Annotated in this window: 24 protein-coding genes and 1 riboswitch; of the genes, 12 read left to right on the forward strand and 12 right to left on the reverse strand. The window is 69.2% G+C overall.

Annotated elements, in window-relative coordinates; all coding sequences use genetic code 11:
- Positions 1–3 precede the first annotated feature (3 nt).
- From thiS to ku, 5 genes are all read right to left on the reverse strand, one after another.
- Positions 4–201, reverse strand: a complete 198-nt coding sequence (thiS, locus tag HLA95_RS22045; protein WP_191060138.1) for a sulfur carrier protein ThiS — start codon at positions 199–201, stop codon at positions 4–6.
- On the reverse strand, positions 198–1,199 hold the full coding sequence (gene thiO, locus HLA95_RS22050) for a glycine oxidase ThiO (protein WP_191060137.1): 1,002 nt from the start codon (positions 1,197–1,199) through the stop codon (positions 198–200). The genes thiS and thiO overlap by 4 nt, the downstream gene beginning before the upstream one ends.
- Before the next feature lie 49 nt (positions 1,200–1,248).
- Positions 1,249–1,378, reverse strand: a riboswitch (TPP riboswitch).
- 25 nt (positions 1,379–1,403) lie between these two features.
- On the reverse strand, positions 1,404–2,405 hold the full coding sequence (locus HLA95_RS22055) for a fatty acid desaturase (RefSeq protein ID WP_191060136.1): 1,002 nt from the start codon (positions 2,403–2,405) through the stop codon (positions 1,404–1,406).
- A 248-nt stretch (positions 2,406–2,653) separates the two neighbouring features.
- On the reverse strand, positions 2,654–5,209 hold the full coding sequence (gene ligD / locus HLA95_RS22060) for a DNA ligase D (RefSeq protein ID WP_222184540.1): 2,556 nt from the start codon (positions 5,207–5,209) through the stop codon (positions 2,654–2,656).
- Between the two features lie 12 nt (positions 5,210–5,221).
- Complete coding sequence (gene ku / locus HLA95_RS22065) at positions 5,222–6,127, reverse strand: non-homologous end joining protein Ku (protein WP_191058896.1); 906 nt, start codon at positions 6,125–6,127, stop codon at positions 5,222–5,224.
- Between the two features lie 171 nt (positions 6,128–6,298).
- Here ku and HLA95_RS22070 point away from each other — a divergent pair, with 171 nt between their 5' ends.
- The 3 genes from HLA95_RS22070 (at position 6,299) to HLA95_RS22080 (ending at position 8,219) form a co-directional block, all read left to right on the forward strand.
- Positions 6,299–6,736 carry a hypothetical protein gene (locus tag HLA95_RS22070; RefSeq protein WP_191058897.1) on the forward strand — a complete coding sequence of 146 codons (438 nt, stop codon included), beginning with the start codon at positions 6,299–6,301 and terminating at the stop codon, positions 6,734–6,736.
- A 236-nt stretch (positions 6,737–6,972) separates the two neighbouring features.
- On the forward strand, positions 6,973–7,728 hold the full coding sequence (locus tag HLA95_RS22075; protein WP_223861442.1) for a cytochrome c oxidase assembly protein: 756 nt from the start codon (positions 6,973–6,975) through the stop codon (positions 7,726–7,728).
- Positions 7,725–8,219 (forward strand): CopD family protein, encoded by a 495-nt coding sequence (locus HLA95_RS22080; protein WP_191058898.1) that lies wholly within the window; start codon positions 7,725–7,727, stop codon positions 8,217–8,219. The genes HLA95_RS22075 and HLA95_RS22080 overlap by 4 nt, the downstream gene beginning before the upstream one ends.
- On the opposite strand, the gene HLA95_RS22085 is transcribed toward HLA95_RS22080, so the two are convergent.
- A complete protein-coding gene (locus tag HLA95_RS22085) occupies positions 8,183–8,683 on the reverse strand; it encodes a DUF2231 domain-containing protein (RefSeq protein ID WP_191058899.1) in 501 nt (166 codons plus the stop codon). The genes HLA95_RS22080 and HLA95_RS22085 overlap by 37 nt on opposite strands.
- A gap of 48 nt (positions 8,684–8,731) precedes the next feature.
- On the opposite strand from HLA95_RS22085, the gene coxB reads away from it, so the two are divergent.
- Genes coxB through HLA95_RS22100 form a run of 3 tightly spaced genes read left to right on the forward strand, consistent with a single transcriptional unit; the run spans position 8,732 to position 12,257 of the window.
- The gene (coxB, locus tag HLA95_RS22090; protein WP_222184542.1) at positions 8,732–9,370 is read left to right on the forward strand and encodes a cytochrome c oxidase subunit II; all 639 of its coding nucleotides are present in this window, start codon (positions 8,732–8,734) and stop codon (positions 9,368–9,370) included.
- The gene (ctaD, locus tag HLA95_RS22095; protein WP_191058901.1) at positions 9,367–11,895 is read left to right on the forward strand and encodes a cytochrome c oxidase subunit I; all 2,529 of its coding nucleotides are present in this window, start codon (positions 9,367–9,369) and stop codon (positions 11,893–11,895) included. The genes coxB and ctaD overlap by 4 nt, the downstream gene beginning before the upstream one ends.
- Positions 11,892–12,257 (forward strand): hypothetical protein, encoded by a 366-nt coding sequence (locus HLA95_RS22100; RefSeq protein ID WP_191058902.1) that lies wholly within the window; start codon positions 11,892–11,894, stop codon positions 12,255–12,257. The genes ctaD and HLA95_RS22100 overlap by 4 nt, the downstream gene beginning before the upstream one ends.
- Before the next feature lie 10 nt (positions 12,258–12,267).
- Here HLA95_RS22100 and HLA95_RS22105 read toward each other — a convergent pair whose 3' ends face one another.
- Positions 12,268–12,711 (reverse strand): MaoC family dehydratase, encoded by a 444-nt coding sequence (locus HLA95_RS22105; protein WP_191058903.1) that lies wholly within the window; start codon positions 12,709–12,711, stop codon positions 12,268–12,270.
- Between the two features lie 73 nt (positions 12,712–12,784).
- On the opposite strand from HLA95_RS22105, the gene HLA95_RS22110 reads away from it, so the two are divergent.
- From HLA95_RS22110 to HLA95_RS22125, 4 genes are read left to right on the forward strand one after another with little or no spacing between them, the layout of a single operon-like run.
- The gene (locus HLA95_RS22110; RefSeq protein ID WP_191058904.1) at positions 12,785–13,240 is read left to right on the forward strand and encodes a winged helix-turn-helix transcriptional regulator; all 456 of its coding nucleotides are present in this window, start codon (positions 12,785–12,787) and stop codon (positions 13,238–13,240) included.
- A 31-nt stretch (positions 13,241–13,271) separates the two neighbouring features.
- A complete protein-coding gene (locus HLA95_RS22115) occupies positions 13,272–14,468 on the forward strand; it encodes an MFS transporter (protein WP_191058905.1) in 1,197 nt (398 codons plus the stop codon).
- A gap of 55 nt (positions 14,469–14,523) precedes the next feature.
- Positions 14,524–15,858, forward strand: coding sequence for an LLM class flavin-dependent oxidoreductase (locus HLA95_RS22120; protein ID WP_222184544.1), 1,335 nt, complete (start codon positions 14,524–14,526; stop codon positions 15,856–15,858).
- Positions 15,845–17,308: an MFS transporter gene (locus tag HLA95_RS22125; protein WP_191062001.1), complete on the forward strand. Its 1,464-nt coding sequence runs from the start codon at positions 15,845–15,847 to the stop codon at positions 17,306–17,308. Before HLA95_RS22120 ends, HLA95_RS22125 begins: the two co-directional genes overlap by 14 nt.
- A 70-nt stretch (positions 17,309–17,378) precedes the next feature.
- Here the strand turns inward: HLA95_RS22125 and HLA95_RS22130 are convergent, their stop codons facing one another.
- Positions 17,379–18,110 (reverse strand): superoxide dismutase, encoded by a 732-nt coding sequence (locus tag HLA95_RS22130; RefSeq protein WP_222184548.1) that lies wholly within the window; start codon positions 18,108–18,110, stop codon positions 17,379–17,381.
- A gap of 259 nt (positions 18,111–18,369) precedes the next feature.
- Here HLA95_RS22130 and HLA95_RS22135 point away from each other — a divergent pair, with 259 nt between their 5' ends.
- Positions 18,370–19,638, forward strand: a complete 1,269-nt coding sequence (locus tag HLA95_RS22135) for a Glu/Leu/Phe/Val family dehydrogenase (RefSeq protein ID WP_191061608.1) — start codon at positions 18,370–18,372, stop codon at positions 19,636–19,638.
- A 24-nt stretch (positions 19,639–19,662) separates the two neighbouring features.
- Here the strand turns inward: HLA95_RS22135 and HLA95_RS22140 are convergent, their stop codons facing one another.
- From HLA95_RS22140 to HLA95_RS22150, 3 genes are read right to left on the reverse strand one after another with little or no spacing between them, the layout of a single operon-like run.
- Complete coding sequence (locus HLA95_RS22140) at positions 19,663–21,375, reverse strand: IlvD/Edd family dehydratase (protein WP_222184559.1); 1,713 nt, start codon at positions 21,373–21,375, stop codon at positions 19,663–19,665.
- Positions 21,375–22,100 carry a FadR/GntR family transcriptional regulator gene (locus tag HLA95_RS22145; protein WP_191062166.1) on the reverse strand — a complete coding sequence of 242 codons (726 nt, stop codon included), beginning with the start codon at positions 22,098–22,100 and terminating at the stop codon, positions 21,375–21,377. Before HLA95_RS22145 ends, HLA95_RS22140 begins: the two co-directional genes overlap by 1 nt.
- Positions 22,101–22,109: 9 nt before the next feature.
- Positions 22,110–22,778 (reverse strand): RraA family protein, encoded by a 669-nt coding sequence (locus tag HLA95_RS22150; protein ID WP_222184552.1) that lies wholly within the window; start codon positions 22,776–22,778, stop codon positions 22,110–22,112.
- A 465-nt stretch (positions 22,779–23,243) separates the two neighbouring features.
- On the opposite strand from HLA95_RS22150, the gene HLA95_RS22155 reads away from it, so the two are divergent.
- Positions 23,244–23,468, forward strand: coding sequence for a hypothetical protein (locus HLA95_RS22155; protein WP_191061836.1), 225 nt, complete (start codon positions 23,244–23,246; stop codon positions 23,466–23,468).
- Between the two features lie 25 nt (positions 23,469–23,493).
- On the opposite strand, the gene HLA95_RS22160 is transcribed toward HLA95_RS22155, so the two are convergent.
- Complete coding sequence (locus HLA95_RS22160) at positions 23,494–24,204, reverse strand: ribonuclease activity regulator RraA (protein WP_370467513.1); 711 nt, start codon at positions 24,202–24,204, stop codon at positions 23,494–23,496.
- Positions 24,205–24,237 lie beyond the last annotated feature (33 nt).

Genomic DNA, 24,237 nt, shown 5'->3' on the forward strand with positions numbered 1-24,237 from the left:
CGCTCAACCTCCCTGCATCGGGGCCAGCACCTCGATCTGGTCGCCGTCCTTCAGCTCGGTCTCGGCGCGCCGCGCCACCGGGGTGAAGTCGCCGTTCACCGCCGTGGCGACCACGACCCCGCCATAGCCTAGCTCCTCCAGGAGGGCGGCCAAAGACTGAGCACCGGTCTCGACCGGCTTGCCATTGACGATGATCTTCATTCCTTGCCTCCACCAGCTTCAGTAATGCCTTGAACCTGCTTGCCTTCCAGCGCAAACTCGGCGGCGATCCTCGCTACCGCCGGCGACAGGAGGAAGCCGTGGCGGTAGAGGCCGTTCAGAAACAGCCGGTCGCCGATGCGGCGCACGCGGGGCAGGTTGTCCGGGAAGGCTGGCCGGGCATCCGCACCGATCTCGACCAGCTCCGCCTCGCCGAAGGCCGGGTGCAGCGCATAGGCGGCGTTCAGGAGCTCCACGACGGAGCGGGCGGTGACCCGGGCGCGCTCGGCGCTCTCGATCATGGTCGCACCCACCATGAACAGCCCGTCCCCGCGCGGCACGATGTAGAGCGGGAAGCGGGGGTGGAGCATGCGCACCGGCCGGCTCAGCTGCACGTCCGGGCAGCGCAGGACCAGCATCTCGCCCTTCACCCCGCGCAGGTCGGGCAGCAGGTCGGCGGCGGCGAGGCCACGGCAGTCCACCGTCAGGTCGACATCGGGTGGCGGCTCCGTCACCTCGGTGCCGAACCGGATCGGCACGCCCATGGCGTCCAGCCGGCCGGCCAGCGACGGCAGGGCGGCGCGCGGGTCGAGATGGGCCTCGTCCGCAAAGTACAGCGCCCGGCCGAACCGGCCAGCAAGGTCCGGCTCCAGACCGGCCAAGCCGTCGGCGTCGAGCAGACGGTGGCGGGTGGTCCGGCGGGCGAAGCGGTCGATCTCGCGCTCGTCGCGACGCGGCGCCACCACCAGGCTGCCGTGGCGCAAGGTGGCAGGATGGATCTTCGGCCAGTAGGCCAGCGCCTCCTGGCCGAGCTCGACCACCGTCTCCTCGGCACTCTCGCGCTCGCACCAGGGCGCCAGCATACCGCCGGCAAAGCGCGAGCAGGACGCGGCTCCCAGGGCTTCGCCCCGCTCGACGATACGGACGGTGCAGCCCCGCTCCGCAAAGGCATGGGCGGCGGTAAGGCCCGCCACACCCGCACCGATCACCAGGACGCGCATGGAAACGCCACTCTCCCGGGCTGGCGCCGGGAGGGCGATTTGCTGCGTTTCGTGCAGGCACCACCATCCCTACGCCAGCATGAACTGGATCAGGTTCGAAGGGTCGTCATGCTGCGCCAGGCATTCGCCCTTTGCCGATGACCTCTCAGCCCCCTCACGGGGCTCCCCTAGGTGCCTTATAAGTGAGGGCGGAAGTGCCCAGTGTCAAACCGCTTGGGGTGCAGGACCGCTGTTCCCGTGGCGGCGCAGGTCCTTGAAGGACACGAGGCGACGCCGGGCCTCGTCCCAGAGCACCAGTCGGACGCAGCTCAGGCTCTCGCGCAGCGTCAACCGACCGACATCGCGCAGCTCCGGGTGATCGCGCAGGACCTCGGGCAGGCGGTAGTACGGGATGCGGCTGACCAGGTGATGGACATGGTGGATGCCGATGTTTGCGGTGAACCAGCGCAGCACGGCCGGCAGATCATAATGCGAGCTGCCATGGAGGGCGGCCTCGGGCATGCTCCAGGATTCCCCTTCCGCCCAGTGGGTCTCCTCGAACTGGTGCTGCACATAGAACAGCCAGACGCCGCCGGCCGCCGCCAGCAGCACGACCGGGACATGCACCATCAGGAACGGCCCGATGCCGACCAGCCAGATCAGGCCGCCGGCCATGACGAGGATCGCCAGGTTGGTGAGCATGGTGCTGAGCCAGGGCCGCCCCTTGCGCATGAAGCCGATCGGCAGGCGATACTGGAACAGAAACAGATAGACGGGGCCCACCCCGAACATCACCAGCGGATGGCGGTACAGCCGGTAGCGCAGGCGGCCCCAGCGCGACCGGGCCAGGTACTCGTCGACCGTGAGCGTGTCGATGTCCCCGATCCCGCGGCCGTCCAGGTTCCCGGCGTTCGCGTGGTGCACGGCATGGCTGTGCCGCCAGTAATCATAGGGGGTCAGCGTGAGGATCCCGAGCAGCCGCCCGGTCCAGTCGTTGCCGCTCCGCCGCCGGAAGAACGAGCCGTGCCCGCAGTCGTGCTGGATCATGAACAGCCGGACCACCAGGCCTGCCGCTGGGATGAGCAGCAGGGCGTACAGCCAGAAATGCCCGGTTCGGACCGCCAGCACCATCGCCACCCAGCACAGCGCGAAGGGGATGAGGGTGATGGCGAGCTCGAAGAGGCTGCGCCCCGTGCTCGGTTCCCGGTAGATGCTGAGCTTGCGCATCCACTCCCGGGCGGACGTCTCAAGTCCGGGAACGCTTTGAACAGTAGCTGACAAACTGTGATTCCTGTCTAACACACGCCGCCGTGTGTCACCGAGCGAACTCGATATTGGGCATGACACCGAATATGGGGTTCGATTCGCGCCGTCACATCGGGAAGATTTGCATTTTTCTGCTTCGCGCGCATTGCGCTCGGCGGCGGCCGGACGGCCCGCCGACCCGGCTTGGTGCTCCTGCCCATCCGGCAGGCTCAGCGCTTCTTGCCCTTCTTCGCCCTGGATTCGACCGGCAGGGTCTGCTTCAGCCGGAAGAACCCGGCCCAGGGGTCCGCGTCCAGATGGCCGAGCCGGCCTGGCAGGTTGGCGAGGGTGAAGTGCCGGCCGCGCACGTCCAGGTTCAGCTCGTCCCAGCCGATCGAGGTGGACACGGGCGCCCCCGACCTGGCCCTGGTCGAGTAGGCCGCGACCGCCGTGTTGCCCCGGCCGTTGCGCAGCCAGTCGACGAAGATTCGGCCCTTGCGCTTCTGCTTGGACATGGTCGCGGTGAAGCGCTGCGGGCTGTCCGCGGCCATCGCCTCGGCCAGGTCCTTGCAGAACGCCTTGGCCTCCTCCCAGCCGGCCTTGGGCTGGAGCGGCACGACCACGTGCAGCCCCTTGCCGCCGGTGGTCTTGAGGAAGCTCTCGAGGCCGTGGTCGCTCAGCCGCTGGCGGACCTCCAGGGCTGCCTCCCTCACCGCGTCCCAGCCGATCCCCTCGTCCGGGTCGAGGTCGAAGGTGAGCTGGTCCGGCCGGTCCAGGTCGTCGACCCTGGCACCCCAGGCATGGGCCTCCAGCACGCCGCCCTGCACCAGGGCGATCATGCCGTCCAGGCCCTCGATCGCCAGCACGGTGTCGCCGCCCTCGCCCGGGTTGTCGAGCACCGCCACGGCCTTGTCGATCCCGCGCCAGGGTGCCTTCTGGAAGAAGCACTTGCCGTCCACGCCATCCGGGCAGCGCAGCAGCGAGAGCGGCCGCGCCACCACATGCGGCGCCAGCCACTTCCACACATCGGCATAATAGTCGGCCAGGCCCTGCTTGGTGATGCCGTCCTCCGGCCAGTAGACCCGGTCGGGATGGGTCAGCCGCACCGCAGGCGCACTGGATTGCCTGCGCCTTGCCGGCTTCTTCGGCGGCTCTGCCGGGGCCGGCTCGGGCGGGGCCGGCTCCGCAGCTTCCTGCCCGTCCGGCACCTCGCGCACGATCTCCTCGGCCGGCTTGTCATCGCGCAGGCCGCGGAACGAGGCGTGGCGCAGCAGCAAGTCCCCGGTCCAGCCGCGGAACTCGACCTCCGCCACCAGTTGGGGCTCGACCCAGCGCACGTCCCGGTCGTTGCGCTCCGGGCTCTTGGCGAACGGCATCCTGGTGGGTTCGAGCTGGTGCAGCCGTTCCCACAGCTCGCGCGCCGTGGCGCGGCTGAAGCCGGTGCCGACCCGGCCGGCATGCACCAGCCGGCCGTTCTCGTGATAGGCCAGCACCAGCGAGCCGATCGACTTCGGCGTGGCGGTGGACGGCACCCAGCCGGCGATCACGAACTCCTGCCGGTCCGAGCATTTCGACTTGATCCAGTCACCGCTGCGGCCCGAGCGGTAGGGTGCATCGCTCCGCTTGGAGACGATTCCCTCCAGGCTGAGCCGGCACGCATGCTGCAGCACCAGGTCGCCCTTCTCGGGAAAATCCTCGCTGAAGCGCAGGGGCTGGTCCGCGGCAGCACGACCGATCAGCTGCTTCAGCCGCGCCTTGCGCTCCACCAGCGGCAGGCCGCGCAGGTCCTGCCCGTCCAGGTGCAGGAGGTCGAACGCATAATAGCGGAACCGGTCGGTGCGGCCGGCGGACAGGTCCTCGCGCAGCGCCACATAGTCCGACGCACCGGCCTCGCTCTCGACCACCACCTCGCCGTCGATCACCAGGCTGTCGGCCGCCAGCGCGGCGATGGCATCGGGAATCTCCTGGCCGAACGTGTCGGTCCAGTCCAGCCCGGTGCGGGTCCAGAGCGTGACCTTGCGGTCTGCGAGAATGGCCTCGATCCGGTAGCCGTCGAACTTGATCTCGTGCAGCCAACGATCGCCCGTGGGCGGGCTCGCCTCCAGCCGCGCCAGGCAGGGCGGCACGAACACCGGCTCGCCCCGCTTGGGCGCCCTGGCCTTCTTCGCCGGCCGTTTCGCCGGCTTGGCCGGGGTTGCCGGCTGGGCCTCGCCGGCCGGCACGCCGCCGGCGACATCGGCATTGGATCGCCCGCTCAGCACCGAATCCGGCCGTTCCTCGGTGATGTCGGGTGCGTCTTCCGGCCGTGCCGCCGCGTCGTCCTGCTTGATGAGCAGCCAGTTGTCGCGCTTCTCGCCCCGGCGCTTGTGCATGCGCACCAGGTGCCAGCCGCCCGCCAGCTTGTCGCCCTCCAGGGTGAACGAGAGCCGGCCCTTCTTCAGCCCGGCCGCGGGATCGCCGTCCGGCCGCCAGCTGCCCCGGTCCCAGACGATCACCGAGCCGCCGCCATACTCGCCCTTGGGGATGTTCCCCTCGAAGTCGCCATAGTCGAGCGGATGGTCCTCGACCTGCACCGCCAGCCGCTTCTCGCCGGCCAGCAGGCTCGGGCCCCGCGTCACCGCCCAGCTCTTGAAGACCCCGTCCAGTTCCAGGCGCAGGTCGTAGTGCAGCCGCCGCGCGTCGTGCTTCTGGATGACGAAGCGCTGCCCGCCGGCCTTGCCCCGCCTGCCCTTCGGCTCGGCGGTGCGGGTGAAGTCGCGCTTGGCGACATATTCCTCGAGCGCCATTCAGCCTGGCCTCTAGCTGGCCTTGCGCCGGGGCTTGGCCGCGCTCTTCTTGGTGCCGGCAGATGACCCGGTCTTGGTGCTGCGGCTCTTGCGGGCGGGCTTGGCCGGCGCCTCGTCCTCCGAGTCCTCGCCCTTGTTGTCGTTGGAGGTGCCGAGGCTCTGCCGCAGCGCATCCATCAGGCTCACCACGTTGGGCGGCTTGCGCGCCGGTGCCGGCGTGATCTTCTTGCCCTTGGCCTTGGCCTGCACCAGGGCCTTGAGCGCCTCCTCGTAGCGGTCCTTGAACTGCCGGGGGTCGAAGCGGCTCATCTTCGTGTCGATGATGTGGCCGGCCAGGTCCAGCATCTCCTTGGACAGATGGATGTCGGGGATCTCGTCGAAATAGTCCTCCTGCGGCCGGACCTCGTTCGCATAGTGCAGCGTCGTCAGCATCATGCCCTTGTCGCGCGGCTCCAGCAGCACGATGCGCTCGCGCCGGTACAGGACCAGCCGGGCGATCCCGGTCATCTTGCGGCTGCGCATCGCCTCGCGGATCACCGCGAAGGCCTCTTCGCCGACCTCGTCGGTCGGGATCAGGTAGTAGGGCGCATCCACATAGATCTCGTCGACCTGGGAGCGCGGCACGAACTTGTCGATGTCGATCGTGTGCGTGCTTTCCAGCGCTACCGCGTCGTACTCCTCGTCCTCGATCTCGACGAAGCCCTCGCCCTTCAGGTCGTAGCCGCGCACCTGCTCGTCCTGGTCGACCACCTCGCCGGTCTCGGCATCGACGAACTGCCGGCGCACCCGGTGCCCCGTCTCGCGATTGTAGGTGTGGAACGAGATCCGGTCGCTGGTCGAGGCGGCGGTGAACAGGGCGACCGGGCAGGTCACCAGGGCCAGCTTCAGATAGCCTTTCCACAACGGACGTGGGGACATCGGCGGAACTTCACATGGCCGGGGACGCATCAGGAAAAGCCGGCGGACCGGCAGGTTCCCCAGTTGTCCCTGCGTGGATGAGTCCGGATCGATTCCTACCCTCTTCTTGCCGGACTGTTGACATTTCTTAATGGAGGCGTAGCTTATCATTTCTACCAAAGGGAGAGGCAAATGACCCAGAACAACGGAATGGCGCAGCGTTGGCAGGAATTCCGGCCATCGAAGACCGCCTGGTTCTGGTCGTGCGTCGGCAGCTCCGTGGCCACGATCGTCGTCGGCTTCTGGTTCGGCGGCTGGGTCACCGGTGGCACCGCCACCGAGATGACGGAGGACGCGGCGCACGCCTCGCGCGCCCAACTGGCGGCGGACGTCTGCGTGAACAGGTTCACCAGCGCGCCCGATTTCGGCGTCCAGCTCGCCACGTTGAAGGACACGAGCTCGTATCAGCGTGACAACCTGATCGAGGATGCCGGCTGGACCAAGCTCGGCGGCATGGACGAGCCGGTCGAGGATGCCGCCCGCCTGTGCGCGGAGACCCTGGCAGCCATGGACGTGCCGGCCGAAGCGACCGAGGCGGCTGCCGCAGAGCCGGCGACCGTCGCCCAGTGATCCTGATGGCTCGAGACACCAAGGAGATCGCCGCCGTCGCTGGCCGCACGCAAGGCGGGAGTCCTTCCCGCCGGGCGCCAGCGATGGCGGTGACCAGACCGGAACCGCCGGCACGGCCTGAGCCTCCGCCCGGACGCTGACGCAGCCCCCGCGGTTGCCGGAGTGGCGACGGCGCACCAGTTTCCTTCGTCGCTACCCCTTGCCGCCGCAGCGGCACCCAGCGACAGGAGCCGCGGTTGTCGTCCCAGTTCCAAGGCCTGCCCTATTGCGGTGCTGCTCCGCTGCCTGCGGAGCTCTGGCTGCGCTGGAACCTCGATCCCTGGCTCATCCTGGCGTTGCTGCTGGCAGCACTGGTCTATGGCTGGCGCTACGGGCGGCAGGCCGGCCCCAACGGGATCCGGCTGTTCGCCACGGGCTGGGCGCTCCTCGCCCTGATCTTCGTGAGCCCGCTTTGCGCGCTCACCTCCGCCCTGTTCGCCGCCAGGGTCGCCCATCACCTGGTGATGATCGGCGTCGCCGTTCCCCTCCTGGTCCTGAGCCTGCCCTACCGGGCGCCGCTCCTGCCGGCAGGCGTGGCGGCACTGCTCCACGCGCTGGCGCTCTGGTTCTGGCACGCGCCGATCCCCTACACGGCGGCACTGGGAAGCGACCTGCTGTTCTGGCTGATGCAGGTCACGCTGTTCGGCACTGCCTGGCTGTTCTGGCAGGGCGTGCTGGCACCCCGCTCCGCGAATGTCGGCATCCTCCTGGCCCTGCTCGGCACGGTCGTGCAGATGGGCCTGCTGGGCGCCCTGATCACGTTCGCGCCCGAGCCACTCTACCCGCCGCATTTTCTCGTCACCGCGCCGTTCGGCCTGAGCGCGCTCGAGGACCAGCAGCTGGGTGGGCTGATCATGTGGGTGCCTTCAATCCTGCCGTATCTCGCAGCGGCGCTGGCGCTGATGGCGCACGCGATGCGGCACCGGGCCGAGGGCGGCAGCGCGTCGTGGTGACCTGGCTGAAGTTCATCCACATCTTCGGGCTGACCATCTGGACAGCCGGGCTGATCGCCATGCCCGGCATCTACCTGCAGCGCACCGGCCTGCCGGGCGACCGCCAGCTGTTCCGCCTGCACCGCCTGGCCCTGTTCACCTATGTCGTGGTCACCTGCCCGGCCGCCTTCATCGCGGTCGGCTCCGGCACGGCCCTGATCTTCGCCAACGACGTCTACACGCCCTGGTTCGCCCTCAAGCTCGCGGCAGTGGGCGGGATGGTGCTCCTGCACATGTACACGGGCTACCTCCTGCCCCGCCTGTTCGAGCGGGAGGCCCGCCTGGCCCGCTGGCGCGGGATCGTGGTGCTCCTGGGCGTGCTCGCCATGATCGGCGTCATCCTCTGGCTGGTCCTGGCCAAGCCCAGCCTGACGTTCGGCGGCCTGCCGGACTGGCTCACCGAGCCCGGCGGGCTTCAGTCGCGGTTCGATATCCGCATCCCGATCCCATGATCGAACACGAGCTTGCCGCCATGCCAGCCGGCCACGCCCACGAACACGCTGGCCAGGAGCGACAGGAACAGGCCGACCGGCAGGACAGCACCCTCGTTGTCGCCGATCCGCACCCCCCAGTTGGTGCCAGCGATCGCGATCAGGGTCATCGCCGCCACCGCGTGGCTCCAGCTCGCCGACCGGGTCCGGATGCCCTTGACCAGCAGGAGCTCGGCCGTGCCCGAGATCCCCGCGACGACGCCCATGGCGAAGGCGAAGAAGCTCGACCACAGGGCGGCCCGTGCCCAGAACGGGTCGCCCGACCACCAGAAGAACAGATCGGCCCCCAGCGTCGAGATCACCAGGGCGATCGGGAAGGAGACGGTCATCGCATGGATCGGATGACCCGCGACATGAACCTGCGAGCTGACGTCGTGCTGCTCGATCTCGGCCACGACCGGGCTGTCGAAGTCGGCTTCCTTCATGGCACGCGGCTCTTCCGTCGGCTGGCGGGGGTGATTGCCTGCTTAACTGTGCCGCTGCTGGCCGGTTGCACAGGCCCCCTGTCCACGCTGGACCCGGCCGGACCCAATGCCGCCGCAGTGGCGCGGCTGTGGTGGGTCATGCTGGCGGGTGCCGCACTGATCTTCGCCCTGGTGATGATCTGCCTGCTGCTGGCCTATCGCCGCCGCAAGCGGGCGCGCGGCTCGGTAGGCACCTGGGTGGTGGGCCTGGGCCTGGTGTTCCCGACCGCGACCCTGACCCTTCTGCTGGGCTATGCGGTCGTCACCGGCGAGCGGCTCCTGCCCCATCCGGGCGAGGAGGTGCTGCGCCTGGACGGCACCGCCCGCCAGTGGACCTGGAGCTTCCATTATCCCGACGGCGGCCCTGCCATTCCCGATGGCGGCCCGCTGGTCATCCCGGTCGGCCGGCCGGTCGACATCCACGTCACCAGCGAGGACGTCATCCATTCCTTCTGGATCCCCAGGCTCGGCGGCAAGATCGACGCCCTGCCGGGCCATGTGAACGTGATCCGGCTCATGGCCAGCGAGCCCGGCCGGTTCGGCGCACAATGCGCCGAGTTCTGCGGCCTGGGCCACACGGAGATGTTCTTCTGGGTCGATGCCGTGCCGGAGGACCAATTCCGGCAGCGCACGGGGGCCCGGCGATGAACGAGCCCATCCGGCCCGCCTCGCCCGTCGAGCTGCACCGCGATCTGGAACGGATCTGGGGTGCCCATCCCGGCCTCGGCCAGCTCGCCGCGGTCAACCATTCGACGCTGGGCCGCCGCTTCATCGTCACCGCCTTCCTGTTCTTCGCAGTCGGCGGAATCCTGGCGATGCTGGTGCGCGCCCAGATCGCGACCTCGCACACCGCCTTCGTCGGGCCGGAGATCTACAACCAGATCTTCACCATGCACGGCACGGTGATGATGTTCCTGTTCGCGATCCCGATGTTCGAGGGTTTCGCGATCTATCTCCTGCCCAAGTTGCTGGGCACCCGCGACCTGGCTTTCCCGCGCGCGGGCGCCTACGGCTACTGGTGCTACCTGTTCGGCGGCTCGATCCTGCTGCTGGCGCTGGCGGTGGGTGCGGCGCCGGACGCCGGCTGGTTCATGTACACGCCGCTCAGCTCCAAGCCGTTCAGCCCCGGCATCAACGCCGATGTCTGGCTGATCGGCATCACCTTCGTCGAGATCTCGGCGATCGGCGCCGCGGTCGAGGTGCTGGTCAGCATCCTCCTGGTCCGCGCCCCCGGCATGTCGCTCGACCGGATGCCGATCTTCGCCTGGTATATGCTGGTGGTGGCGGTGATGATCCTGGTGGGCTTCCCGCCGCTGATCCTGGGCAGCATCCTGCTGGAAGCCGAGCGCGCCTTCGGCTGGGCGCTGTTCGACCCTACCCGCGGCGGCGACTCCCTGCTCTGGCAGCACCTGTTCTGGATCTTCGGCCACCCGGAGGTCTACATCATCTTCCTGCCCGCCGCCGGCATGGTCTCGACCATCATCCCGGTCATGGCCGGGCGTGAGCTCCTGGGCTACCGCTGGGTCGTGCTTTCCGCGATCTCCGTGGGTTTCCTCAGCTTCGGCCTGTGGGTCCACCACATGTACGCGGTGGGCATCCCGCACCTGGCGCTGGGCTTCTTCTCGGCCGCCAGCATGCTGGTGGCGATCCCGACCGGCGTGCAGATCTTCTCCTGGCTCGGCACGCTGATGAGCGGGCGGCCGCGCTTCAACGTGCCGATGCTGTTCCTGTGCGGCTTCTTCTTCATCTTCGTGCTGGGCGGGCTCACCGGCGTGATGGTGGCGGTGGTGCCGTTCGACCTGCAGGTCCACGACACCTATTTCGTGGTCGCCCATTTCCACTACGTGCTGGTCGGCGGCTTCGTCTTCCCGATCATGGCCGCGGCCTATTACTGGATGCCGCACCTGACCGGCCGCCAGCCGATGTTCCAGCTGGGCTACGCCGTGTTCTGGCTGGTGTTCATCGGCTTCAACCTGACCTTCTTCCTGATGCATCTGACCGGCCTGCTCGGCATGCCCCGGCGGATCTGGACCTATTCCGAGAGCTATGGCTGGGACTGGCTGAACCTCCTGTCCTCGATCGGTGGCTTCGTCATGACGATCGGCTTCGCCCTGTTCGTCCTGGACATCGTGCTCCAGGCGCGGTTCGGGCCGAAGACGGGGCGCAATCCCTGGGGAGCCGGCTCGCTGGAATGGGCGACCCCGGTGCCGGCCACCAATTACGGCTTCGCCTCCATCCCGACCGTCGCCAGCCGCCACCAGCTGGCAGAGGACCCGGACCTGCCGCGCAAGCTGGCTGCCGGGGAGGGTCTCTTGGGCTTCACCCGGCGCAACTGGCTGGAAACCATCGCCATCGACATGATCACCGGCGAGCCGCGCCAGATCCTGCTCCTGCCCCGCCGGACCTTCCTGCCGCTCTGGACGGCACTCGCGACCGGCCTGTTCTTCGTCTCCCTGCTCCTCCAGGTCTATCCGCTGGCGATCGCCGGCCTCGTGATCACGATCGCGATCTTCTGGACATGGACCCGGCACTCGGCGCGCACCGCCGATCTCGGGCCCTTGCCGGTGGGCGACGGCACGACACTGCCGGTCCATACCGAGAGCGGCCACGCACCCAGCTGGTGGGCGGTCGTGTTCCTGCTGCTCGCCGATGCCGCGATGTTCGGCTCGCTCCTGTTCGGGCTGATCTTCCTCTGGGTGGTGGCACCCGGCTGGCCGCCCCCGGAGATCCTGTCCGACAGCACGGCCTTCGCCCTGATCGCCATGGCCTGCCTCCTGGCTGCCGCCGGCCTCGGGCGGCTCGCCCTGCGCGCGGCACGTAAGGGTGCGGTCGGCCGGGCGCTGGTCTGGAACCGCTTCCTCGCCGCCGCCCATGCGGCGACGGTGCTGCTGCTGGCGGCGATCCTGACGACGGCACCCGACCCCACCGCCCATGCCTATGCCGGCGTGAACGCGGCGATCCTGGTCTATGTCCTGATCCATGCCGGGGTCGGCCTGATCCTGGCCCTGCATGTCTGGCAGGCCTGCCGGCGCGGCATGGTCTCGGCGGCGCGCAGCCTGGACCTGATGATCGGCCAGCTGTGGCACGACTATACCGCGGTCGCCGGCGTGATCGGCCTGGGCACGATCCTGGGCGTCGCGGCCATGATCGCCCAGGCGGGAGCCGGGGGATGACGCTCGCCACCCGCCCCGCCATCCTGCTGGTGATCGCGCTCGGCTACACGCTCTGGGGCGGCGCCCTGGTGGCGCTCTATGGGGTCCTGTCGCTCGGCTGCGTGTTCGGCTGGGAAGAGGTGATGCTGGGCCCGCTCACCCTGCAGCGCGGCCTGCTGCTGCTGCTCTGGCTGCTGAGCGTGCTGGTGATCGCCTTGCTGGCCTGGCAGACCTGGGGCTGGCTGCAGGCGGCCAGGGCCGATGGCCAACCGCCGCCTTTGCCCCGGTTCACGCTCTGGCTGGCCGCCGCCTGCAGCATCGCCGCGGCCGGTGCCACCCTGTTCATGGGCCTGCCGATCCTGGGCGCCTCCGCCTGCATCTGAGCGGTTCCGCTCAAGGCCGCCGCGGCACCACCAGCTTCGCTACCAGGGTCTGCACGATCTCGCCGTCCTGGTTGCGCGTTTCGCTGCGCAGCGTGACCATGCCCCGGTCGGGCCGTGAGCGTGACGGCCGGATCTCGAGCACTTCGCTGGTCACGGTGAGCAGGTCGCCCGGCCGGGTGGGCCTGGGCCAGGCGACCTCCGCCCCGGCGCCGATCAGCCCGCCCGCCAGGGGTGCCCCGCCCTCCACCAAAAGGCGCATGGTCACCGCGGCGGTGTGCCAGCCGCTCGCCGCTAGCCCGCCGAACAGGCTGCCCTCGGCTGCCACCTCATCCAGGTGGAAGGGCTGCGGGTCGAACTCCTGGGCGAACGCCTTGATGTCCTGGGTCTCGACCCGCTTGGTGCCGCTCACGAAGCGCTGGCCCACCGTCAGGTCGTCGAGAAACCACGCCGCCATCACGCCGCTCCTTCCTGCATCAGCACCTTCTAGTCACTTGCATCATGCAAGTCACTCCGTTAGAATCCCGGTCATGCAGCGCAAGAGCCTCGCCACCATGACCTGTCCGGTCGCCCAGAGCCTTGAACGGGTGGGCGAGTGGTGGAGCATGCTGATCATGCGCGACGCGCTCAACGGCATCACCCGGTTCGACGCCTTGCAGAAGAACCTGGGCATCGCGCCGAACATGCTTACCCGCCGCCTGAGCAGCCTGGTCGAGGGCGGGCTCCTGGAAAAGCGCCGCTACCAGGACAATCCGCCCCGCTACGAGTATCTGCCGACCGCCTGCGGCCAGGACTTCCGCCCCGTGCTGCTGGCGCTGCTCGACTGGGGCAACCGCCATTTCGCTGAGGACGGCTGCCGCGTGGTGATCCGCGACCGGATCACCGGCGAGGTCGCCGAGCCATTGATGATCGATCGCCGCTCCGGCCGGCCGCTGACCGACCCGGCGTTCGAGCGCGTCTACCAGAACGAACCCGGGCAGGACTGAGCCGCCCGCCCCCTCCATCCGGAGCCTCCCCATGCCGCCTGCCCAGGCGCGCCGCCTCCACCTCCTCCTGGCACTCGCCAACGCCATGGTCGGCATCGCCGCCTTCATGGTGATCGGCATGCTGCCGGAGATCGGCGCATCCTATGCCGTGCCGCATTGGCAGGCCGGCTGGCTGATGACGGTCTACGCTCTGGTCTATGCCCTGACCTCGCCGCTCCTGGTCGCCGCCACCGGCAGGCTGGCGCGCCGCGACGTGCTGAGCCTGGGCCTGGGCCTGCTGGGGCTGGGCTCATTGCTCTCCGCGCTGGCCCCGAGCTTCACCCTGATCCTGGCGGCCCGCTCGCTGATGGCGGTGGGTGCCGGCCTGATCACGCCGGTCACCACCGCGATCGCGGTCGCCACCGTCCTGCCCGAGCAGCGCGGCCGGGCGCTGGCCACCGTGTTCGGCGGCTTCACGATCGCCCAGACCTTCGGCGTGCCGGCCGGTGTGTGGCTGAGCTACCAGCTCGGCTGGCGGACGACCTTCGGCACCGTCGCCGTGCTGACGCTCTTCGCGATTCTGGTGCTGCGGCGGCTGGTGCCCCGCCAGGTCACGGTCCAGCCGGCCTCCCTCGCCATCCTGGGCAGCGTGCTCGCCACGCCGGTCCTGCTCCTGGCGGTGCTGTTCACCGTGTTCAGCATGGCCGCGGCGTTCACCTTCTACACCTATCTCGCCCCGTTCCTGGTGGAGCGCCACGGGCTGGGCCAGACCGGGGTCACCGTCATGCTGGTGATCTTCGGCCTGGGCGGTGTCGCCGGCAACCATCTGGGCGGGGTGCTCACCGACCGGCTGGGTTCGGTCCGCAGCCTGGTCGGGCTCAGCATGGTGACGGCCATCGCCTTGCCGGTCCTCACCCTCCTCGATCTGCCGCTGGCGGCCATGGGTGCGATGGTGCTGGTCTGGAGTATCGCCGGCTGGTCGGCCAACGTCGCCCAGCAGGCCCGGCTGGCCGGCCTCGACCCCAGGCGCGCGCCGGTGCTGCTCGCCCTCAACGCCTCGGCGATCTATGTCGGCAGCTCGGTCGGCGCTGCCTTCGGCGGCCAAGTGATCAGCCATGCCGGCTACGACCTGCTGGGGCCGGCCGGTGCCGCCCTCGTGATCCTGGCGCTCGCCACCCTCCCCGTCGTGGCGGCGATGCGGCGCACTCCCCCGCTGCCCTGCCCCACGCCCGGCCTCGGCCGGAGCTGATCCTTTCCCAACCGGCCGCCCCCGCCTCTTGGGGCAGGCCCGATCGGAGCGACCCATGACCCGAAAGCTGCGCCTCGGCGCCTTCATGCGGCCGATCAGCATCCACACCGCCGCCTGGCGCTATCCCGGCGCCAACCCGGCCGCCAATTTCGACCTCGAGGCCATCGTCGGCTATGCCCGCACGCTGGAGCGCGGCCGGTTCGACGCCTTCTTCATGGCCGACCATCTGGCGGTGCTGAACATGCCGATGGAGGCGCTGAAACGCAGCGCCACCGTCACCTCGTTCGAGCCGTTCACCCTGCTCTCCGCACTCGCGATGGTGACCGAGCGCCTGGGCCTGATCGCCACCGCCTCCACCACCTATAACGAGCCGTTCCACGTCGCCCGCCGCTTCGCCTCGCTGGACCATATCAGCAAGGGCCGGGCCGGCTGGAACCTCGTCACCTCCGGCAACCCGCACGAGGCGATGAATTTCGGCCGGGACGAGCATGTCGAGCATGCCACCCGCTATCAGCGCGCCCGCGAGTTCTACGACGTGGTCACGGGCCTGTGGGACAGCTTTGCCGACGACGCCTTCCTGCGCGACGTCGAGAACGGCGTCTTCTTCGACCCGGACAGGCTCCACGTCCTGAACCATGCGGGCGAGCATCTGAAGGTGCGCGGGCCCCTCAACATCGCCCGGCCCGTCCAGGGCTGGCCGGTGGTGGTCCAGGCCGGTGCCTCGGAGGCCGGGCGCCAGCTCGCCGCCGAGACCGCCGAGGTGGTGTTCGGCAGCGCCAACAACCTGGCGGACGGCCAGCGCTTCTATGCCGACGTGAAGGGCCGGATGAAGGCGATCGGCCGCGACCCCGACCATCTGAAGATCCTGCCCGGCGCCTTCATCGTGGTGGGCGATACGGTGGAGGCGGCCAAGGCCAAGAAGCGCCGGCTGGACTCGCTGGTGAACGCGGCCAGCGGTATCGCCTCCCTTTCGGTCCAGCTCGGCACCGATGTGTCGAAGTTCGACCTGGACGGCCCGCTGCCGCCGATCCCGGAAACCAATGCCAGCAAGAGTGCCCGGCAGAAGCTGATCGACCTCGCCGAGCGCGAGCAGATGACCGTGCGCGAGCTCGCCCAGTATGTCGGTGGCGCCTACGGCACGCTGGAGCTGATCGGCACGCCGAAGACCATCGCTGACCAGATGGAGGAATGGCTCATGACCGAGGCCTGCGACGGCTTCAACGTGATGTTCCCCTATCTGCCGGGTGGGCTGGACGAGGTGGTCGATCTGGTGGTGCCCGAGCTGCAGCGCCGCGGCCTGTTCCGCACCGAATACGAGGGCCGGACGCTCCGCGAGAATCTGGGCCTGCCGCGCCCGGAGAACCGTTTCTTCGAGAATGGCCCGGCCTGACCGCCAGGGTGCAGAATTTTCACATCCTGGAGCGAGGATTTCAGCTGATCGCGGCTTGCGGCGAGCCTCCCGCAGCGGGCATCAATCCCGCGGCCATCTTGGGGGAGGAGCGCCGTTGGCTGCGCGCAAGAAATCGCTTGAGACCACCGTCGAAGCCGTCCTGTCCGATGCCGGCGTCGGGCCGTTCCAGTACCGCCTGCTCGGCGTGTTCGGCCTGGTCTGGACCGCCGACGCCATGCAGGTATTGGCGGTTGGCTTCACCGCTCCCTCGATCGCCGCGAGCTTCGGCCTGGGCCTGCCCGAGGCTTTGCAGACCGGCACCGTCTTCTTCCTCGGCATGCTGATCGGCGCGGCCCTGTTCGGCCGCCTGGCCGATCGCTATGGCCGGCGCCGGATCCTGCTCGGCACGGTGGCGCTGGATGCGGTGTTCGGCTTCCTTTCGGTGTTCGCGCCGAGCTTCGAGATCCTGCTGGTACTGCGCTTCATCACCGGCCTGGCAGTGGGCGGCACGCTGCCGGTCGATTATGCGATGATGGCCGAATTTCTCCCCGCCCGGCAACGCGGCCGCTGGCTGGTAGCATTGGAGGGCTTCTGGGCGGTCGGCACGCTGATCGTGGCGCTGACCGCCTGGGCGGCGAGCTCGGCCGGGGCGGTCGAGACCTGGCGCTGGATCTTCGCGGTGACCGCAGCACCGGCCATAGTCGGCCTCCTCCTGCGCTTCTGGGTGCCGGAATCGCCGCTCTATTTGCTCAAGAACAACCAGCCCGAGGAAGCGCGCGCTGTCCTCAACCGCGTGCTGACCGGCAACGGCCGCCCCGCCACTCAGATGCGGATCACCGCCGGGCCAACCGCTCCCGCGCGCGACGCGGGCGGCATCCTGACCGGGCCGCTCATGCGCCGCACCCTCCTGATCCTCACCGTCTGGCTGCTGGTCTCGGCCAGCTATTACGGCGTGTTCGTCTGGCTGCCGGGGCGGCTGGCCGGCGAGGGCTTCGGCTTCGTGCGCGGCTATGGCTTCCTGGTGCTGGTGGCGCTGGCCCAGATCCCCGGCTACGCGCTGGCGGCCTGGGGCGTGGAGCGGCTGGGCCGCCGCCCCACCCTGATCGCCTTTCTGGGCCTGAGCGCGCTCGGCTGCTTCCTGTTCACCGTGGCGACCACGGCAGGTCTGATCGCCACCTCGATCCTGCTGATGAGCTTCGCCCTGCTCGGCACCTGGGGCGCCCTCTACGCCTTCACGCCCGAACTCTACCCCACCCGCTCGCGCGCGACCGGCATGGGGGCCGCCGGTGCGGTGGCGCGCTTCGGCGGGCTGCTGGCGCCGACCGTCATGGCGCCGGTGATGGCGCTGGGCTTCAACGTCGCGATCGGCATGTTCGCCGGCCTGCTGGTGCTGGCGATGGCCGCCACCGCCATGATCGACGTGGAGACCCGCAGCGTGCCGCTCGATTGAGCGGCATGAAGTGAAGGGAGGCCCGTGCCGCTCGACGGAGCGGCACGGGCCTCCTCATGCGGGACCCAGCTCAGATGGTGAGCGTGCCGGCCTTGGCCGCGGCGTAGCGCTGGGCGACCACCTCCCAGTTCACCACGTTCCACCAGGCTTCCAGATAGGCGGCGCGGCGGTTCTGGTACTTCAGGTAGTAGGCGTGCTCCCACACGTCGTTGCCGAACAGGACCATCTGGCCGTCCATGAGCGGCGTGTCCTGGTTCGGCCGGCTGGTCAGCGCCAGCGCACCGTCGCCCGTGACGGTCACGAACACCCAGCCCGAGCCGAACTGGTCGGCGCCGGCCTGGTTGAACGCCGTCTTGAACGCCTCGAAGCCGCCGAGGTCCCGGTCGATCGCCTCCGCCAGCTCGCCGGACGGCGCGCCGCCGCTGCCGCCCATCACCTGCCAGAACATGGTGTGGTTGGCATGGCCGCCGCCATTGTTGCGCACCGCCTTGCGCACGTCCTCCGGCACGCTGTCCAGCTTGGCCAGGATCTCGTGCAGCGGCTGGCTGGCCAATTCGCCATGGCCGCTCACCGCCTGGTTCAGCTTCTCGACATAGCTGGCATGGTGCTTGTCGTGGTGCAGCTCCATGGTCTGCGCGTCGATGTGCGGCTCGTTCTGGTCATAGCTGTAGGGCAGCGGCTCGAGCTTGAACGGCCCTTCCGCCGCCTGGGCGAAGGCGGGACGCCTGCCAAGCAGGCCGGTGCCGATCAGGCCGGTGCCGGCCAATCCGGCAAGGGCGAAGCGACGGGTCAGCATGGTCATGATCTCGCTCTTCTGGTGCGGCCCGTCCGTGGGACAGGGCGGTTCCTAGGGGATCGGCGCCAGGACCGGCGCTGTCGACGCAACGGCCAGAGCCGGCCGGGGCTCCGGCTCGGCTTGCGCCTGCCTAAAACTGAGGCGGATTGGTGCAGATTTCGACAGTCTGTTGGACAAGTGCGTTGAAATCGGGCAGCCAGCCGTGTCATTCGCGGCCATGCCCGCCGACCCCGCGTCGGTTCAGTTACCTTCACCTGGATTCATGATGTCCGAGGACAACCTGCTCGACCTCGCGCTCGTCCGCCTCGACGAGGCCGCCCGCCATCTTCCGATCGATCCCGACGTGATCGAGAAGCTGAAATACCCGCGCGAGACGACCAAGGCCCGGCTGATGATCCGCATGGACGACGGGTCGCGCAAATCCTTCATCGCCTGGCGCTGCCGCTACGACGACACGCGCGGCCCGACCAAGGGCGGCATCCGGTACCATCCGGACGCCAGCGAGGAGGAGGCCGAGGCGCTGGCCTTCTGGATGACCTTCAAGTGCGCGGTGATGAACCTGCCCTATGGCGGCGGCAAGGGTGCCGTGCGGGTCGATCCCCGCTCCCTGTCCCGCAGCGAGCTGGAGCGGCTGTCGCGCGCCTATATCCAGGCCTTCGCCCGGATCCTAGGGCCCGATCGCGACATCCCGGCCCCCGACGTCTACACCAACTCGATGATCATGGGCTGGATGGCGGACGAGTACAGCCAGATCGTCGGCCAGGCCGCCCCCGCCATCATCACCGGCAAGCCCCTGGCGCTGGGTGGCTCGGTCGGGCGCGACGACGCCACCGCCCGGGGCGGCTACTACCTCACCTGCCATCTGGCCGCCGAGATGGGTCTGGGCGAGCAGATGCGGGTGGCGATCCAGGGCTTCGGCAATGCCGGCCGGCACATCGCCCGCCTGCTCGCCGCGGACGGGCACAAGATCGTCGCGGTCTCGGATTCCGCCGGCGCGGTGTTTGCCCATGACGGGCTGAACGTGGAGCGGCTGGAGGCGGCCAAGGCGGCCGGCCAGCCGGTCACCAGCACGGTGGGCCTGGACGGCCACCAGGAATGCCCGGGCAGCGAGATCATCGGCACGGATTGCGATCTCCTGGTGCCGGCGGCCCTGGAGAACATGATCCACGAGCGCAACGTGTCCAAGGTCCAGGCGCGCGTGGTGCTGGAGCTCGCCAACGGCCCGGTGACGCCCGAGGCTGACCGGATCCTGGAGCGCAACGGCGTGATCGTGCTCCCGGACATCCTGGCCAATGCCGGCGGGGTCACCGTCTCCTATTTCGAGTGGGTGCAGAACCGGCAGGGCTACTACTGGGAGTTGGGCGAGGTCCATTCCCGGCTGCGCACCATCATGGAGCGCGAGGGCCGCGAGATCTGGCGCACCGCCCAGGAGAAGGGCGTCCCGATGCGGACCGCGGCCTATATCCACGCGCTGCGCCGGATCGCGGCTGCCATCGAGGCGCACGGGACCCAGAACTTTTTTTCGGCCGAGTGAGCGCCTGACGGCCGCGCGTTGCCCTCAGTGGCTCTCGCGCGGCACGGCGGCACCCCGGCAGCCCACCAGGAAGTCCAGGTCGGCCCCCCGGTCGGCCTGGAGCACATGGTCCACATAAAGCTTCTGGTAGCCTGAGCCCATCGCGGGCTCAGGGGCGGTCCAGGCGGCACGGCGCCTCGCCAGCTCGGCCTCGTCCACCGCGAGATGCAGGCGCCGGCCTGCCACGTCGAGTTCGATCAGGTCGCCGTCCCGGACCAGGGCGATCGGCCCGCCGGCCGCCGCCTCGGGTGCCGTGTGCAGCACCACCGTGCCGAACGCCGTGCCGCTCATCCGGGCATCCGAGATCCGCACCATGTCGCGGATCCCCTGCTGCAGGAGCTTCTTGGGCAGCGCCATGTTGCCCACCTCGGCCATGCCCGGATAGCCCTTGGGCCCGCAGTTCTTCAGCACCATGACCGAACTCGGATCGATCTCGAGTGCCGGATCGTCGACCCGGCGCTTGTAGTCGTCGATGTCCTCGAACACGACCGCCCGGCCGCGATGCTGCATCAGTTCCGGGGTCGCCGCCGACGGCTTGATGATCGCCCCGCCCGGCGCCAGGTTGCCGCGCAGCACGGCGATGCCGCCCTGGGCGGCCAGCGGCCGGTCGCGCGGGCGGATCACCTCGTCGTCGAACACCTGTGCTGTCGCGATGTTCTCACCGAGCGTGCGGCCGCTGACGGTGAGCGCGTCCAGTTCCAAAAGGTCGGCGATCCGGCTCATCAGCGCCGGCAGCCCGCCCGCATAGCAGAAATCCTCCATCAGGAACCGGCCGGACGGCATCAGGTCGAGCAGGCAGGGCACGTCCCGGCCCAGCCGGTCCCAGTCCTCCAGGGTGAGGTCCACCCCGATCCGCCCGGCGATCGCCAGCAGATGCACCACCGCGTTAGTCGAGCCGCCGATGGCGCCATTGACCCGGATCGCGTTGGCGAAGGCGGCCGGCGTGAGGATCTTCGACAGGCGCAGATCGTCCACCACCATCTGCACGGCCCGCCGGCCGGTCAGATGAGCCAGCCGCGCCCGCCTCGCATCCACCGCCGGATAGGCTGCGTTCTCGCTGAGTGTCACGCCCAGCGCCTCGGCCATGCTCGCCATGGTGGAGGCGGTGCCCATGGTCATGCAGTGGCCGGGCGAGCGCGACATGGCACTCTCGGCGGCCATGAACTCGCCAAGGCTGATCACGCCCGCGCGCACGTCCTCGGACAGCTTCCAGACATCGGTGCCGGACCCGATCGTGCGGCCGCGGCAATGGCCGTTCAGCATCGGCCCGCCGGAGAGCAGGATGGTGGGCAGGTCGCAGCTCGCCGCCCCCATCAGCAAAGCCGGCGTGGTCTTGTCGCAGCCGGCCAGCAGCACCACGCCGTCGATCGGGTTGCCGCGGATCGCCTCCTCCACGTCCATCGACGCCAGGTTGCGGAACAGCATGGCGGTTGGGCGCAGGTTGGATTCGCCGCAGGAGAAGACCGGGAACTCGACCGGGAAGCCGCCCGCCTCGTACACGCCGCGCTTCACGTGCTCGACCAGGCCGCGGAAATGGGTGTTGCAGGGGGTGAGGTCGGAGGCGGTGTTGCAGATGCCGATCACCGGCCTGCCGTCGAACATCTCGTCGGGATGGCCCTGGTTCTTCATCCAGCTCCGGTGGATGAAGCCGTCCTTGTCGAGCCCGCCGAACCAGGCGTGCGAGCGCAGCTTGCGCATCATCGTCCCTTCCCTGCCGCCACACCCTCGCCGCCCATGATCCGGGCGAGGTCGTCCTCGTTGTTGGCGAGCAGCCGGCGCATGGCTGCCCGCGCCTGGTCCGGCGCGCGCGCACCGATCGCCTCGGCCACCGCGCGATGCTCCGCGAGATTGCGGGCGAACCCGCCCTGCGCCTGGATCGCCAAGTCAAAATTGGCCTGCAGCAGTACGGTGAAGGCCGGCAGCAGGCTCATCGCCAGGCGGTGCCCCGACGCGGTGAACAGGCAGCGGTGGAAGCCGATATCGGCGGCCACCGCGCTCACCGGGTCGTCCTGGTGCCGCTCCATCCCCTCCAGCGCCTCCATCAGGCGCAGGATCTCGACCGTGCTGCCCCGGCTGGCCGCCAGTGCCGCCACCTCCGGCTCGATCATGCTGCGCAAGGAGGCGATCTCGGCCAGCAGGTCGTCGCGCAGCGCCGGTGCCGCCAGCGTCCAGGCCAGCACGTCCGGATCCAGCAGGTTCCAGGCCGAGGGCGGCTGCACGATCGTGCCGGCCCGCCGGCCGGTGCGCAGCAGCCCCTTGCCCACCAGCGTCTTGACCGCCTCGCGCACGAGGTTGCGGCTGACGCCGAGCGTGGCCGCGATGGCGGGCTCGACCGGCAGGGCCGTGTCCGGCGGATGGTCGCCCCGGACGATGGCCGTGCCGATCTGCCGGGCCACCCGCTCGGTCAGGTTCTCGCGGGCCACGGTCCCGCCTTAGAACTTCCCGTAGCGCAGATAGGCCTCCTTGGGGTCGACCCCTTCCAGGATCGCCTTGCGCACCAGGTTCTCGGTCTGCACCACCTGCTCGACCCGGCCGACCACTTCCTCCGCGAGGTCGCCGGGGATCACCACGATGCCGTCGATGTCGGCCAGGATGTAGTCGCCGGTGGCGATCAGGACGCCGCCGATGGTGATGGGCTCGCCGAACGCTTCCGGCCGCCAGGCGGCGACGATGTCCCGCGGGCTCTGGAAGCTGGAGAAGACCGGGAAGCCGAACTTGCGGATGAAGGCGTTGTCCCGGCTGCCGCCGTCCACGATGTAGCCGCGGATCCCGCGGTGCTGCAGGGTCTCGGCGGAAAGCTCGCCCATGAGGGCGCGGCCCTTGTCCTGCGGCTGGCAGACCACGACGTGGCCCTTGGGCGCCACGCTCAAAAACTCGGTCCAGGCGAGCAGGCTCTCGTGCGCACCGATCCGGTCGTCGGCCCGGCCACGCATGGTGAACACCCGGCCGGCCACCCGCGTGTCCGGGTCGATCGCGCGGATCTCCGCCGGCAGCACGCAGTTCGGCCGCCCCATGTCGCGCAGCACGTCATAGATGGCGCCGGAATAGCAGGCGTCCAGGCGCCGGGTCAGTTCGTCGGTCGTGTCGGTTGCGTGGGTCACGTGCATCCTCCCTTTTGGCCGCGTCCGCACCGGTTCTAGCGGCTTTTCATCGGGTCAAATAGCGTCTTTCACCCGATGATTATTTTGTGCCGGCCGTGTCGACGCACCTGGGAACGCGCCGGGGGTTCACCGGTTGTGACGCGGGGTTGGGGATATTGCTGTCAAGCATTCAAGGGGAGTTACCGGCAGTTCGTCTGTCCGGCCTGCAACATTCAATATTGCTGCGCAGCTTATACCTTTGGTTATACAGCAGCGCGGAGAACATGTGGTCCGGTTGCATCTTTCCGGAAATTCACTCGAACCTGTCTTGTGCTGCTCCAGCAGTTCATTATGTGCTAGCCGCGCCGGCTTTGGCAGGCTCCGACGGGGTCATCCCCCGTCGACCCCGCCTGTGCATGTTCTGCCGGCCCATATGTTCAGCTGGACCCTCCGCCTCGGCGCTGGGGTATTCTTGGAGAAGCTAAAATGAGTCAATCGGTCCAGGAACATCGTCGGCGCCTGGCGGAGCGCGGGCTCAAGCGGGTCGAGCTCGCCGTGCCGGCGAGCGATGCGGAACTGGTCCGGCGCATTGCCAAGGTCCTAGTGAAGAACGACGCCTCCGCCCAGGAGCTGCGGGCCGCCATCCAGCAATCGGTGCCCGAGCAGCCGCGCATGAGCTTCAAGGAGTGGTTGGAATCCGACGAGGAGTGAGCGGGGCAGCACTGCACCCGCCTCGTCAGCCGCGACCACGGGCGATCCGCCAGCGCTCGAACTCGGCCCGGCTCTCCGGCGTGGCGGGATAAAGGCCCGGCAACGGCCGGCCGGCCTTCACCTGTGCTTCCACGAACTCTTCGTAGGCGGTGGCCGCGGCCGCCTCCTCCGCGACCGCTGCCGCCAGCTCCCGCGGGATGCACACCACGCCCTCGCCGTCGCCCACCATGATGTCGCCCGGATAGACCGCGACATCCCCGCAGGCGATCGGCAGGCCGGTATCGGCGGCGTGGTGCCAGATCGGCCCGGTCGGCGCCGAGGGGCGCTGGTGGTAGGCCGGGAAGCCCAGCGCCGCCACGGCCGGGCTGTCGCGAAAGCCGCCATCGGTCACCACGCCGGCGCAGCCGCGCACCATCAGGCGCCGCAGCAGGATGTCGCCGGCCGAGGCACCCCGAGCGTCCTTGCGGCTGTCGATCACCAGCACATGGCCCTTGGGGCAGTGCTCTACCGCATGACGCTGCGGGTGGTTGGGATCGGCATAGGCATCCAGCACGTCCAGGTCCTCCCGCGCCGGGATCATCCGCAGCGTGTAGGCCGGGCCCACCATGTGCGGCAGGCCGCTTGCGACCGGATGGACGTTCTGCAGGAAGACGTTGCGCAGGCCGCGCTTGAACAGGACGGTCGTCAGCGTGGCAGTGCTCACCGTGCGCAGCAGGGCGCGGATGGGCTCGTCCAGGTCGTCCATGGCGCCAATCTCCCACGAGAACCG

It is taken from the genome of Geminicoccus harenae (assembly GCF_019800005.1).
Taxonomy (GTDB): domain Bacteria; phylum Pseudomonadota; class Alphaproteobacteria; order Geminicoccales; family Geminicoccaceae; genus Geminicoccus; species Geminicoccus harenae.

Excerpts from the sequence above, each read along its gene's own strand:
- HLA95_RS22070 (WP_191058897.1), top strand. The coding sequence starts at position 6,299 with ATGACCCAGAACAACGGAATGGCGCAGCGTTGGCAGGAATTCCGGCCA.
- ctaD (WP_191058901.1), top strand. The coding sequence starts at position 9,367 with ATGAACGAGCCCATCCGGCCCGCCTCGCCCGTCGAGCTGCACCGCGAT.
- thiS (WP_191060138.1), bottom strand. The coding sequence starts at position 201 with ATGAAGATCATCGTCAATGGCAAGCCGGTCGAGACCGGTGCTCAGTCT.
- HLA95_RS22125 (WP_191062001.1), top strand. The coding sequence starts at position 15,845 with ATGGCCCGGCCTGACCGCCAGGGTGCAGAATTTTCACATCCTGGAGCG.
- HLA95_RS22100 (WP_191058902.1), top strand. The coding sequence starts at position 11,892 with ATGACGCTCGCCACCCGCCCCGCCATCCTGCTGGTGATCGCGCTCGGC.
- HLA95_RS22155 (WP_191061836.1), top strand. The coding sequence starts at position 23,244 with ATGAGTCAATCGGTCCAGGAACATCGTCGGCGCCTGGCGGAGCGCGGG.
- HLA95_RS22120 (WP_222184544.1), top strand. The coding sequence starts at position 14,524 with ATGACCCGAAAGCTGCGCCTCGGCGCCTTCATGCGGCCGATCAGCATC.
- HLA95_RS22105 (WP_191058903.1), bottom strand. The coding sequence starts at position 12,711 with ATGGCGGCGTGGTTTCTCGACGACCTGACGGTGGGCCAGCGCTTCGTG.
- thiO (WP_191060137.1), bottom strand. The coding sequence starts at position 1,199 with ATGCGCGTCCTGGTGATCGGTGCGGGTGTGGCGGGCCTTACCGCCGCC.
- HLA95_RS22110 (WP_191058904.1), top strand. The coding sequence starts at position 12,785 with ATGCAGCGCAAGAGCCTCGCCACCATGACCTGTCCGGTCGCCCAGAGC.
- HLA95_RS22135 (WP_191061608.1), top strand. The coding sequence starts at position 18,370 with ATGTCCGAGGACAACCTGCTCGACCTCGCGCTCGTCCGCCTCGACGAG.
- ligD (WP_222184540.1), bottom strand. The coding sequence starts at position 5,209 with ATGGCGCTCGAGGAATATGTCGCCAAGCGCGACTTCACCCGCACCGCC.
- HLA95_RS22130 (WP_222184548.1), bottom strand. The coding sequence starts at position 18,110 with ATGACCATGCTGACCCGTCGCTTCGCCCTTGCCGGATTGGCCGGCACC.
- HLA95_RS22115 (WP_191058905.1), top strand. The coding sequence starts at position 13,272 with ATGCCGCCTGCCCAGGCGCGCCGCCTCCACCTCCTCCTGGCACTCGCC.
- ku (WP_191058896.1), bottom strand. The coding sequence starts at position 6,127 with ATGTCCCCACGTCCGTTGTGGAAAGGCTATCTGAAGCTGGCCCTGGTG.
- HLA95_RS22055 (WP_191060136.1), bottom strand. The coding sequence starts at position 2,405 with ATGCGCAAGCTCAGCATCTACCGGGAACCGAGCACGGGGCGCAGCCTC.
- HLA95_RS22140 (WP_222184559.1), bottom strand. The coding sequence starts at position 21,375 with ATGCGCAAGCTGCGCTCGCACGCCTGGTTCGGCGGGCTCGACAAGGAC.
- HLA95_RS22085 (WP_191058899.1), bottom strand. The coding sequence starts at position 8,683 with ATGAAGGAAGCCGACTTCGACAGCCCGGTCGTGGCCGAGATCGAGCAG.